The sequence below is a fragment of the Bacillota bacterium genome (genome assembly GCA_024655925.1).
Lineage (GTDB): Bacteria > Bacillota > DTU025 > DTU025 > JANLFS01 > JANLFS01.
This window is the reverse complement of the sequence record JANLFS010000031.1, coordinates 1822-13168: the sequence shown is the minus strand read 5'-3', so window position 1 is coordinate 13168 and position 11347 is coordinate 1822. Positions and strand designations below refer to the sequence as shown.

13 protein-coding genes are annotated in these 11347 nt (G+C 58.6%); 1 reads left to right on the top strand and 12 read right to left on the bottom strand.

Annotated elements, in window-relative coordinates; all coding sequences use genetic code 11:
- Positions 1-119 precede the first annotated feature (119 nt).
- From NUW23_06525 to NUW23_06510, 4 genes are read right to left on the bottom strand one after another with little or no spacing between them, the layout of a single operon-like run.
- The gene (locus tag NUW23_06525; protein MCR4425833.1) at positions 120-656 is read right to left on the bottom strand and encodes an AtpZ/AtpI family protein; all 537 of its coding nucleotides are present in this window, start codon (positions 654-656) and stop codon (positions 120-122) included.
- 24 nt (positions 657-680) lie between these two features.
- Positions 681-1601: a branched-chain amino acid transaminase gene (locus tag NUW23_06520; protein ID MCR4425832.1), complete on the bottom strand. Its 921-nt coding sequence runs from the start codon at positions 1599-1601 to the stop codon at positions 681-683.
- 33 nt (positions 1602-1634) lie between these two features.
- On the bottom strand, positions 1635-3032 hold the full coding sequence (locus tag NUW23_06515) for a VanW family protein (GenBank protein ID MCR4425831.1): 1398 nt from the start codon (positions 3030-3032) through the stop codon (positions 1635-1637).
- Between the two features lie 3 nt (positions 3033-3035).
- Positions 3036-3599 (bottom strand): tetratricopeptide repeat protein, encoded by a 564-nt coding sequence (locus NUW23_06510; GenBank protein ID MCR4425830.1) that lies wholly within the window; start codon positions 3597-3599, stop codon positions 3036-3038.
- A 247-nt stretch (positions 3600-3846) separates the two neighbouring features.
- Here NUW23_06510 and yyaC point away from each other — a divergent pair, with 247 nt between their 5' ends.
- Complete coding sequence (yyaC, locus tag NUW23_06505) at positions 3847-4467, top strand: spore protease YyaC (GenBank protein MCR4425829.1); 621 nt, start codon at positions 3847-3849, stop codon at positions 4465-4467.
- On the opposite strand, the gene NUW23_06500 is transcribed toward yyaC, so the two are convergent.
- The 8 genes from NUW23_06500 to NUW23_06465 all read right to left on the bottom strand — a co-directional run.
- Complete coding sequence (locus NUW23_06500) at positions 4423-5151, bottom strand: phosphoribosyltransferase (GenBank protein ID MCR4425828.1); 729 nt, start codon at positions 5149-5151, stop codon at positions 4423-4425. The two genes, yyaC and NUW23_06500, sit on opposite strands and share 45 nt — an antisense overlap.
- 57 nt (positions 5152-5208) lie before the next feature.
- On the bottom strand, positions 5209-5622 hold the full coding sequence (locus NUW23_06495; protein MCR4425827.1) for a polymer-forming cytoskeletal protein: 414 nt from the start codon (positions 5620-5622) through the stop codon (positions 5209-5211).
- 38 nt (positions 5623-5660) lie between these two features.
- Positions 5661-6695, bottom strand: coding sequence for a peptidoglycan DD-metalloendopeptidase family protein (locus tag NUW23_06490; GenBank protein MCR4425826.1), 1035 nt, complete (start codon positions 6693-6695; stop codon positions 5661-5663).
- A 150-nt stretch (positions 6696-6845) separates the two neighbouring features.
- Entirely contained in the window at positions 6846-7313 is a 468-nt protein-coding gene (locus tag NUW23_06485) for a DUF4446 family protein (protein ID MCR4425825.1), read from the bottom strand.
- An 84-nt stretch (positions 7314-7397) separates the two neighbouring features.
- The gene (locus NUW23_06480) at positions 7398-8288 is read right to left on the bottom strand and encodes a ParB/RepB/Spo0J family partition protein (protein MCR4425824.1); all 891 of its coding nucleotides are present in this window, start codon (positions 8286-8288) and stop codon (positions 7398-7400) included.
- A gap of 2 nt (positions 8289-8290) precedes the next feature.
- Entirely contained in the window at positions 8291-9058 is a 768-nt protein-coding gene (locus NUW23_06475) for an AAA family ATPase (GenBank protein MCR4425823.1), read from the bottom strand.
- A 91-nt stretch (positions 9059-9149) separates the two neighbouring features.
- Positions 9150-9896 carry a 16S rRNA (guanine(527)-N(7))-methyltransferase RsmG gene (gene rsmG / locus NUW23_06470; protein ID MCR4425822.1) on the bottom strand — a complete coding sequence of 249 codons (747 nt, stop codon included), beginning with the start codon at positions 9894-9896 and terminating at the stop codon, positions 9150-9152.
- Positions 9897-9929: 33 nt separating this feature from the next.
- Positions 9930-11347 (bottom strand): tRNA uridine-5-carboxymethylaminomethyl(34) synthesis enzyme MnmG (locus NUW23_06465; protein ID MCR4425821.1); only part of this gene is annotated, 1418 nt, incomplete at its 5' end.

Below are 11347 nucleotides of genomic sequence, written 5' to 3'. Positions count from 1 at the left end.
CACCATCACATAACCCCCACCGACGGTGAAGGCCCCGATCCGGAGGAAGGTCGCAAAGAGCTGCCAGAGAGATGCCCCCGGGCGCAGGGGCACGTCGGAGTCGGCCGGTGCCGCGACTCCTACAAGTCCAAGGTCTTCTCTAGTACCCATTCAGATTTCCTGGAATCGAACTGCAGGTCGAACAGGTGCCCGTCCTCAGTCTTGACCCTGTAGTTCACTTTGCCCTGCTCGTTCCACCAGTCCTTGCTCTTCGCGCCGAACTTGGGTGCACCGATCTGCCGGACAGTGCCGTCTTTCCAGGTTCTTTTGACTTCCGTCACTCGGTAGGTTGAACCTTTCCATGTGAAGGACAGTGGCTGTCCCGTGTCGGCATCCGCCTCGACGCCGACCGGTTGTCTTATGAACCTGACCATGCTCATACCCCCTTCGGAGACACGGCGGAGCCGGCTCTGATCTCCGACCCGGCTCCGACGACTCATTTCGCGAACGGTTTTCCCCACACTGAACACGCCCGCGGCAGCGCCCAGAAAAAACCCGACGACGGACATCCAGGGACTCGTGCCGCAGGTCGAGTCTATGTACGCGCCTGTAACGAACCCCATGGCGATGAAGGTCGCAAATTCAACCGCCGCGCCGAAATACCCGATATAGACCATCTCCCTGTCCGGGAGCGGGTGGCATCAGTAGACCGGGGCACACCACTTGCGATACTTGTCTACCTTGCCTCGAACGACATCGAAGTAGAGTTGCTGCAGTTTCGAAGTGATGGGCCCTACCTTCCCGTCACCGACTGGCCGGTGGTCCACTTCCGTGATGGGCGCCACCTGAGCTCCGGTTCCGCATATAAAGCACTCATCAGCTACGTACAATTCGGACCTGTCGATCCGTCTTTCGACTACGCCGATACCCAACTCGTTCGTGGCTAGCTCCATGAGGGTAGCCCTCGTTATCCCTTCGAGGATGTGTTCGGTTACCGATGGAGTTATGAGTTTTCCGTTTCTGACTATGAAGAGGTTCTCAGCACTGCCCTCCGAGACGTGACCGTCCCTGCTGAGGAAGATCGCCTCGTCATACCCATCATCGAGAGCCTCGCTCTTCGCCAGAGCGGCATTCATGTAGGCGCCGTTTATCTTAGCCCTCATCGGTATGGCGTTATCCTCAACATGAGTCCAAGAACTCACGCATACCTTGAGACCTTTCGATACGTCAACATAAAGACCGAACGGTACAGCAAACACGAGGAAATCATCGGGAATGCCTGTGAGTTTCACCCCGACACCCCGTCCGCTCTTGTACGCCACCGGCCGTATGTATATGTCTTCCTTATGGCCGCACTGTCTGCACATCTCCAGAGTGATGCTGCACAGTTCGTCCACACTGTGTTTGAGACCGATCCTCGTTATCCTACATGAGTTCGAGAGCCTCTCGTAGTGCTCCCGCAACCTGAAGATGAACAGCTGTTGCTCCTCATCTGACCAGTAGCCGCGTATGCCCTCAAAGCACGCAGTCCCGTAGAGGAATGCGTGGGTCATGATGCTGAGCTTAGCGTCCGCAAGGGGTACCATCTTGCCCTCGAAGAAAGCCGTAGGGGTTCCCGACATTCGGATATCTCCTCTCTCGCGAATTTGCCGGCACTAGGGGCGGTTAGCCGGATACGCAGGCAGGGCTGGAGCTGTTCCCACCTTGATCACAGTGGGTTGCGGCTTGTACCGGTCACGTGACAGTAGTTCCCGGTGGACCTCATTGCCCGCCAGCCTCACCACGCGCCAAACCGCCACGCGATAGCCTGGGGATCCTTTTTCGGCTACAACCCTGGTGCCGGCCGGACTCTCGGGGTCTACCCGCTCAATCACGCCGGGCTCGATTTTCTCTAGGATCTCAGTCTCGATGCTGACACTGAGGTCCTCTGGCAGGTCTCCATATACTTTGAACGTTAGCGTATCATCATTGACGCTCGCTCGCAATAGCACATGATGGGGAGTAGTGTTCTTGATCTTGAGGTCGATAGTCCCGTAAGAGACCGTCGCGTCCCTGCCGAGAGGGACGTACGTGCTGGGCAGCGAGTGGTTGACTCTCGAGACCGCCTGCATGTTGGCCAGCAGGGCAGCATTGTAGAGGGTGGTCGACACCTGACATATCCCGCCACCTATCCCCGGCACGAGTTCGGCGTTGAATATGACGTCCGCCTCGAGGAAGCCACGCTCTGGAGTCCTCGGGCCGACAACATCGTTGAAGGATAGGATTTCACCTGGAGCAAGGACGACTCCGTCCAGTATCTTCGCACCAAGGCGTATGTTCTGAGTCCTGTTGGTGTTGGTAGCGTTGAACTTAGTACTGTACTGAGAAATTCGCCGGCGAATCCCTCGTGCCTCCAATTGTGCGGTAGTGACGGCTGGGGGTACGGGTTCCACAGGAAGGTCAATCTTCCTGTTCCCACCGCTCAACGTGGCACTCCTCAGAGCGGAAATGAGCTCATCCGGCAGGAGCCGTCGTCCTGCCTCAGACGGCTCAATCACAACTCTATCGTCTTCAGTGATGACCAACTTCGCATCACGCGGTTCCACCGTGGCCACTTGCGCCATGTTGAAGACCAGGTCGCGAAGTCTCTCTTCGTCCACCACCACGGTCCAGGGAATGTCGAGACCCGTCCTTCCAACCTGTGCTCGCTGTCTCAACTTGCTCAGCAGTGAGCCGGTGCGGCCAACGTGGTAAGCAGCACCGAGAGCCGCCTCGAACTCCACCGAAGTCCCGAGTTGAGAGGGACTGACGCGCCAGGTTTCCCCGTCGAGCACCAGAGTAATCGGGTCGTTCTCGTAGGCAGTCACATGAGGCAGAAGGAGTTCGCGCGCTTCGGAGACGGTCATCCCGCCGACGTCGACCCCGCCCACGCTGACCCCGCGGCATATTTGACCGCCGTCCAGAAGCCCAGGGACAATGCCCTTTGCGCTCCAGCCGACTCCGGCGAGAAACGCCAGGACCAGGAGGAGTGCAACTGCAACATGGCGGCGATTGGAGAACAGACCGCTGTTCATTCCCTACCTCCGTAGGAACAGGTAGTAGACCAAAACGCCAATCGTGATGGCCAGGACAAGGTAGGCTTTCCCCCTGCCGGCAGGCCCGGCCCCGCTGTTTTGGGTACTGGACCGCTGCATCTCGAGGGATCTGGCCCGCTTCAGAAGAGGCACCGACCGCTCGTAAGCCCTCATCCTGCGATAGAGAAGTCCAAGGTTGTGCAAGGCCGTCGAGTGGTTAGGGTCCAGGGATATTGCCTTCTCGTAGAGAGTCAGCGCCCGTTCAAGTTCACCCGTCTCTTGACAGATGTTCCCCAGATTGCTGTAGACGGAGGCATACTGGGGGTCGGCAGATATGGCCGCCTCGAATTCCTCTCTAGCCTTCTCGATTTCTCCCAATCGAGCATAGCACACTCCAGCCTTATTGTGCGCGACTGCATTGCCAGGGTCAAGGTACAGCGCCCGGTCGAGGGAGCGAAGCGCCTCACGAGCCTTCCCGAGGTTCAGCAGGCGGGAAGCCTCCGTCACGAGCTGGGGAACGTCATCATCAATGTGCCTGGACTTGCGGGGGATGTGCGCAGGCAACATGTCGTATCCCCCCTCGGACAGGTATTTGCCACCCCCAGCGTGTTTCCTTCTTGACCTCAATGCAACTGTCTGGCGATGCATCCAATGGGTGGCGGTCCTAATGCGGCGCCCAAGAATATGTATGCCCTGGCACACGGTATTAGCCCGTGGGTCATGTGCACATACAGCCTAACTGCGGTTCATATACTTCAACTGACTCCGGTGCCTTCCTTGAGCCAAACGCCGAATCCGAAATGGGGAGATGCAGATGGAATCAGAATCTATTACTCCCTCTCGTCTTGAAGCGTCAATTCCCGAAGCGGCGGAGACCGCCTCAGGGCGAATACACGTGGACCATCCCAGGGCTTCCGAGTGGCTCTCCTCATCCCTTGCCCTCAGCCTGGGGCAATGTGCGCGACCATTCGGCACCGGGCTGACAATCGTGTGCGTCGGCACTGACAGATCGACCGGTGACTGCCTGGGGCCACTCATCGGCTCCAAGCTCGCCGAATGGGAGTTTGTCAGGCATCACGTCCGGGTGCTCGGCACCCTGGAGAGCCCTGTGCACGCTGGAAATCTCGAAGAGGTGCTATCGAGGCTGTCTGAGGGTCGGGCCCGGTTAGGCAGAGTTCTTGCTGTAGATGCGTGTCTCGGAAGGCTGGCGAGTGTCGGCTACATCACCCTGGCGGAGGGTCCACTTCGACCCGGGACCGGGGTGAACAAGAACCTCCCACCTGTGGGGGACTTACACATCACCGGGATTGTGAACGTTGGAGGGTTCATGGAATACCTGGTCCTCCAGAATACAAGGCTCTGCCTGGTCATGAGGATGGCCGAAGTCATCTCAAGAGGGATTCTGAGGTTCCTTGCCCGTTCCCTGGCCCGCTGAGCGTGCCAGCCATCGGTCCAATATGGCTAGCACCTCTCTGTCCATCGTCTGGGAGAAATTCCAGTAGGCCTGCCCCACTGCAGCAAAATCCTCCGGTGACCACACGCACACCACATCGTCGGCCTCCCTCGCCAGGGCTTCTAGTGTGTCTGGCGGGGCCACAGGGGTGGCTATCACCAACCAGGCTGGGTTCTGCCGTCGAATGTGCCTGGCCGCCGCGATGGCCGTATACCCGGTTGCGATCCCATCGTCTACCAGAATGACCGTCTTGCCTTCGAGTGCGGCCGGCGGGGCGTCTCCACGGTAGTCTCTGGTTCTCCTTGCAATCTCCGCTATTTCTGCTCGAACCTCAGAGTCAATATACGACTGGGGTATCCTCACCGCCTTCACCAGTCGCTCATTCAGAACGACTTCACCGTCTGGCCCGACCGCACCCACTGCCACTTCCTCGTTGAATGGCGCTCCGATCTTTCGGGCCACCACGACGTCGAGAGAGGCGTCCAACGCAATGGCTACCTGCTCCGCAACAGGGACTCCCCCGCGGGGAAGGGCCAGAACGACTGCACCTTTCCCCTTATACTCAGCCAGCCTCTCACCGAGCACACGGCCGGCCTCATGTCTATCCCGGAACATCATGTCTCCGATCCCTCCAAGGAGGTTGGCTGAATAAGTACGGCAGGACATCCTCCCGCTCGACGACGCCCTGCCGAACACAATGTGCGAAATGGGGCAAGATCCTTCCTAGTTCTCAACAGGCTCCGCAGGCTTGGGTGGGGGTAGGTGCTTCTGCTGAACACCATTGGGGTTCATCATCTCGCACTTGCCTCTGAATACCGCTCCGTCGTCAACGGCGAGCGATGCAACAACAACGTCTCCGAAGACTCTGCCTGTATTGGTTATTTCCAATCTCCCAGAGCATTCCATGTTGCCCCGGACTTCGCCTGCGACGGTCACGTTAGTCGCAGATACCGACGCAACCACCACGCCACCCTCGCCAACTATGACATCGGCGCCAGCCTGAATCTGCCCCTCGATATTGCCGTCTATGCGCACGGTGCCGGAGATCTTGAGCGTTCCTTCGAGTATGGTGTCCTTTCCGATGTAAGTATCCACCTTGCGGGTCCCCCCGCCTGTCTCGCCTCTTCTGCCGAACACCAGATATTGTTCCTCCCGGCGGGTTGCCTTCAGGGCAACTACTTCATGTATGTAGTGGGATTCACCGGTCGGCCATTCACCCTTACCTCGTAGTGAAGATGCGGGGCGGTGCTCGCGCCGGTACTCCCCACGTACGCAATTACTTGGCCCTTCTTCACCGTGTCCCCAACTTTCACCACGTTCCGCGAGTTATGCGCATACACAGTGGTGAAGCCGTAGCCGTGGGAGATCTCGACCATGATACCATAGTTGCCGTTACGCCCGGACTTAGTGACTGTTCCGTTGGCCGCCGCCTTGATCGGTGTCCCAGATGGAGCACCTATGTCTATGCCCTCGTGGAATCGTCTGTCCCCGTAGATCGGGTGATAACGGTATCCAAAGGGTGAGGTTACATATCCGGGTACCGGTGCCACGGACGGGGTATGGTCCATCTTGCGGCGGTAGTTCTCAGCAGATGACCGAAGGCTCGTGAAGTCCTTCTGGATAGTCTGCGTCTGGTTAAGAAGACTATCCAACCGGGATCTGGTCAACTCCTGCAGGTCTTCCTCATCACTGAGGGCATCCCGCTCACCGGCTCCTCTGGGCTCGCCTCTCTCCGCTCCCGGCGGAGCCCCTCGGGAGGTCTCCCCACGTGCGGTTGTGGCAATAGGGGCAGTCCTGGCGGCTGTGGTCATCGCAGGGGTTCCCCTCACAATTGACCATATCTGAGCATTCTCATCGGCGATTCTCTGTAAGGACTGAGACAGCCGCTCGGTCTTATCGATTAGGTCTTTCATCTGCGCGATCCGCTGCTCTCGTTCGCGCTTCAGTGTGGTGTTCTCAACGAGCAGTTCTTCTATGGCGGCCTCCTTAGACATTTTCACCTGGTAGAGCGTTATGACTCCACGACTCATTTCCACATACGAAATGACCAGAAAGGCAGCCACACCAACGAGAATGGGAAGTCCGAAATTCAGGAAGAGGAACGGGATGCTCACAGACCTTGGCGGTCCTCCGGACGACGGAATGGCTATGATCGTCAAAGACCCACGCCGTCTTCGCGCGAGCGTACGCCGAAAATACTTCTGGAGCACCAGTCCGCCCTCCTTTCGAAGCACGGAGGCTGTTCCTCGCAGATTCAACCATGGATAGGAGTGGACATGTTAGCTTAATTCTCCGTCCATGTCTGGGTTCCTGCAACTCCGCCCCATGTGTTCGGTCAAATCCACAGGTCGCCGCCATTTCTAGCTTCCGGGGATCTGCTCGATAGCCCTCGCGATGGCCCGAATCTCTTCGGTCGACAGCGTGTGGTTGGACCTTCCCGCCTTTATAGGTTTCGCGTAAACCCGAGTTTCCTCGCGCCCGCACAAGCTGCTGACAACCACTCCATTTGCCCCGGCATCCAGGAGAGCAAGAGCGAAGCTTTGCTCGCCTCCGACATCATCGAAAGCGTTGAACCGGACGATTCCGACCCGCTGCACGTGGCGCAAGGCCGCAGTCTCGAGGTCCTTCAGTTTCTCAGTAGTCTGTTCAAGCGTCGAAGCTAGGGTCTTCGTCTGCCCCATGTAGTCCATGAGCACAGTTTCAACATTCTTGCCCTCCGAGCCCCCGAGCAAGGCGCGGTATCTCCTCAAGAGGCTGCGGAGACGTAGATTGAGCACAATGAGCAGTACCGCGTTGGCTAGGAGCAAGCCTGCCAGGACCGCGAGCACTGGACCGCCTGCCGCCCACAGTTGTCCAAGAAAGCTGTTCAGACTCATCTGCCTCGGCCAAAAGGCCTCGTGTCCCTCCAGTCTTCAGACCTGCCCGGGGTTCCTGACTTGTTGCGTGTCGAGGATTATCTCCATTATTCGATCCAGGTCCTCGGGTGAGTAGTACTCTATCTCAAGTTTTCCCTTGCTTGCAGATCCAGACAGCCTGACCCTGGTGCCAAGTCGTTCCTCGAGCTGGTGAGTTAGCATCGCGACATCGGGGTCTTCGGACAACGCCCTTCGGGGGGGAATTGTTTCACGTGAAACATTCCTTCCGAGTCGCCTCACGAGTTCCTCTGTCTGCCTTACGGTTAATCCTTTCTCGGCCACCTGACGGGCAACCCTCTCCTGCAGCGCGCGGTCTGAGATGCCAAGCAATGTACGGGCATGACCCCCACTGATTGTTCCACGTGAAACAATCTGTTGTATCTCCTCCGGCAGGTTCAGCAGCCTGACGGAATTAGCGATGGCCGATCGGCTGCGTCCCAGAGCTTCGGACAAGGCCTCCTGCGTCATGCCGAACTCATCCATGAGCCGGCGGTACGCGTGTGCCTCCTCCATGGGATCTAGATCTTGCCTTTGCAGGTTCTCTATCAGTGCCACCTGGATCATCTCGGAATCGCTAAGCTCCCGCACCGTGGCGGGTATCGTCGACAATCCGGCCATCTGCGATGCCCGCCATCGCCGCTCACCCGCTATGATCTCGTAGCCGCCACCGGCAGGCCGGACCACAATGGGTTGAAGGAGCCCATGCTTCCGAATCGATGACGCTAGCTCCTCCAGCTTGTCCTTGTCGAAAGACCGTCTCGGCTGAAACGGGTTTGGGGATAGGCTGTCCGTGGGGACTTCGATGGACACAGGTTTCTCCTCGGCGGCCGCCATCTGTGGTATCAAAGATTCAAGCCCTCGTCCCAGCCCTCTGTGTTTCACAGCCATGGCTACACCCCCTCGCTCTTCATCAACTCTGCGGCCAGGCTTCTATAAGCCTCCGCCCCTTTGGACTTCTCGTCGTAGAGCGGGATGGGCATTCCATAGCTCGGCGCCTCACTTAGCCGCACGTTGCGAGGTATAACGGAGCCGAATACCTTGTCGCCAAAATGCGCCCGCACTTCGTCGACCACCTGTTGTGCAAGGTTCGTCCGGGAGTCGAACATGGTGAGAACCACCCCAAGGACGTCAAGCCTCGGGTTCAGGTGCTTCTTTACCAGGTCAACAGTCTTGAGAAGCTGGCTGAGGCCTTCCAGGGCGTAGTATTCACACTGAATCGGGACCAACACAGAGTCGGAAGCCGTGAGCGCGTTCACGGTGAGAAGTCCGAGGGACGGTGGGCAATCCACAAGGCAATAGTCGTAGACGTTTCTCACCGCCTCCAGGGAATGTCGAAGCCGGTGTTCCCTCGACATCGTATTAACAAGCTCGATCTCCGCCCCGGCGAGTTGCAGAGTCGCCGGAACCACGTCCAGTCCGTTGACGCGTGTGGTCTTGACGACCTCGGAGAGCGGCACTTCATTGATGAGAACGTCGTACATGCACCGCTCAACTGCGCTCTTGTCGACGCCCACACCGCTAGTGGCGTTTCCCTGGGGATCAATATCAAGCAATAGAACCCGCCGTCCGGCCATTGCGAGATAGGCTCCGACATTGACGGCGGTCGTGGTCTTTGCAGTCCCGCCCTTCTGATTGACCACGGCGATGACTCTTCCCACCAGGACATACCTCCCTCAGCGCTCGTAACTTCGCCGTGCCTCGAAAATGTCCTTCACCCGGGCGGGTGGTTATACGCTCAAGAAGGGTGAACTATGATCGATTCTGTCCAGCCTCGCCGAAGAGTGGCCTCCGTTCCGGAAGACCTGTCTTGCGGGGATACTCGGAGGGGGTAGGTTTCACTTTCCTCGCGGACACCAAGACGCGTTCGCCGGCCCCGAACGGGAGATGGACCCGACGCATGCTGGGTTCCCCTCCTCCCAGCACTGCTATTGCCCGTGCGCCACTTCGCAACTCCTCCTCCACTCGGGGTCCCTTCATCGCCACGAACACACCTCCGCAGGCAATGAACGGCATGCAATACTCGCTCACCACCGCAAGGTCCGCGACTCCTCTGGCCACGCCGAGATCGTATCGCTCCCTAGCCCAGGACATGCGCGCTATTTCCTCTGCACGACCTTGCACAACCTCAACGTCATTGAGTCCCAGAACACGGGCCACCTCCGACACGAACTTGAGCTTCTTACCCACGCTATCCAACAGCAGCACCCTGGCAGAGGGCCACGCGATCTTGAGCACCAGGCCCGGAAATCCTGCCCCCGTCCCGACGTCCGCCAACGAACTGGCTCCACCCGGGGGAACCACAAGCAAACACGTAAGGGAGTCGAGAAAGTGTTTCACCGCCATGCCCTGGTCGTCCCGGATGGAGGTCAGGTTCATCACGGTGTTCCACCGCATCAGAAGGTCACGGTAGGTGCAGAACATCTCCACCTTGTCCGAGTCGAGGTTGATCCCGAGATCGCGAGCCCCAGAGACGATTGTCTCCCGAAAGTCCGGCACAGGTCACCGTCCCCTCTCCTCAACTGCCTGGTCTCAGTTTCCCATCTCCCGCAAATGTATGGTCAGAGCCACGATATCGGCGGGCGACACTCCCGGTACCCTCGACGCCTGTCCGACCGACCGCGGCCGGACAGCCTCCAATCTCTCCCTGCCTTCCCTTGACAGCCGAGATAGCGCCGAGTAGTTCACTCTGTCGGGGATAATCCATCGTTCCAGCTTCTTGAACTCCTCCACCTGGCGGTACTGCTTGCGGATGTAGCCAGAGAACTTCCTCTCGATCTCCACCTGATCCATCGCCTCTGCCAGCCACTCCGAGTCCGCGTCCCCACTGGGAATCTGCCTCCCATCACGCTCACACGCCTTCAGGGCCTGGATTGCATCGACTTTCCGGGAGAACACTTCCCACCGGTCATCGCTCACGAGACCGATCTCCCTGCCCTTGGGAGTGAGCCTCAAGTCTGCGTTATCCTGCCTCAAAAGAAGCCGGTACTCCGCTCTGGCGGTCATCATCCGGTAGGGCTCAGTGGTCCCTTTCGAGACAAGGTCGTCGATGAGCACACCGATGTACGCTTCCGACCTGTCCAGAGTGAACCGACGCCCCGCGGGTTCGCGCACTGAGAGTGCGGCGTTGATCCCGGCCACTATTCCCTGCGCCGCAGCCTCTTCGTACCCTGATGTTCCGTTCACCTGCCCCGCGCAGAAGAGGCCGGGAACCTTCTTCACCTCGAGCGTGAGGTCAAGCTGTGTGGGGTCGATACAGTCGTACTCGATGGCGTATCCGTACCTGACGATATGTGCCTCTTCCAGCCCGGGAATAGTCCGGATGAAGGCATCCTGCACATCCACAGGAAGGCTTGTCGAGACTCCTGCAACGTACATCTCCCGGGTTCTTCGACCCTGTGGTTCAATATAAACCTGATGCCTTGGCCGTTCTGGGAAGCGAACGATCTTTGTCTCGATAGATGGGCAATACCTGGGCCCGGTCCCTGTGATGGCACCGCAGTACATTGGTGCGCGATGAAGGTTGGAGCGGATAATCTCGTGCGTGGCTTCGTTAGTCCATGTGGCGTAGCACGGAACCTGCTCTCTCGGGGCGGGCCGCCTGAGAAACGAAAATCCCCTCTGGCAGTCCTCTCCAGATTGAGGCACCAGCTTGGAGAAGTCGACTGTCCGGCCGTCCACGCGGGGCGGTGTGCCTGTCTTGAACCGGAACATGGACAGACCGAGATTCCGGAGAGAACCACTGAGTCTGGCAGGCGCCGGCTGCCGATTCGGCCCCGACTCGTAAGCCGTCTCACCCATATGGATACGTCCACCGAGGTAGGTCCCGGTGGCCACGATCACCGCCATCGCCTCCCACTGGCTGTCGTCCGAAGCCCAAAGCCGGAAAGGATACGTCTGGAAATCCACCCGTACAATGTCTTCGGTGATGACGCGGGCGCCGAAGTTTT

Bases quoted from the DNA above. Each gene is read 5' to 3' on its own strand.
- NUW23_06525 (MCR4425833.1), bottom strand. From the start codon at position 656: ATGGTCTATATCGGGTATTTCGGCGCGGCGGTTGAATTTGCGACCTTC.
- NUW23_06480 (MCR4425824.1), bottom strand. From the start codon at position 8,288: ATGGCTGTGAAACACAGAGGGCTGGGACGAGGGCTTGAATCTTTGATA.
- NUW23_06500 (MCR4425828.1), bottom strand. From the start codon at position 5,151: ATGTCCTGCCGTACTTATTCAGCCAACCTCCTTGGAGGGATCGGAGAC.
- yyaC (MCR4425829.1), top strand. From the start codon at position 3,847: ATGGAATCAGAATCTATTACTCCCTCTCGTCTTGAAGCGTCAATTCCC.
- NUW23_06520 (MCR4425832.1), bottom strand. From the start codon at position 1,601: ATGTCGGGAACCCCTACGGCTTTCTTCGAGGGCAAGATGGTACCCCTT.
- NUW23_06510 (MCR4425830.1), bottom strand. From the start codon at position 3,599: ATGTTGCCTGCGCACATCCCCCGCAAGTCCAGGCACATTGATGATGAC.
- NUW23_06515 (MCR4425831.1), bottom strand. From the start codon at position 3,032: ATGAACAGCGGTCTGTTCTCCAATCGCCGCCATGTTGCAGTTGCACTC.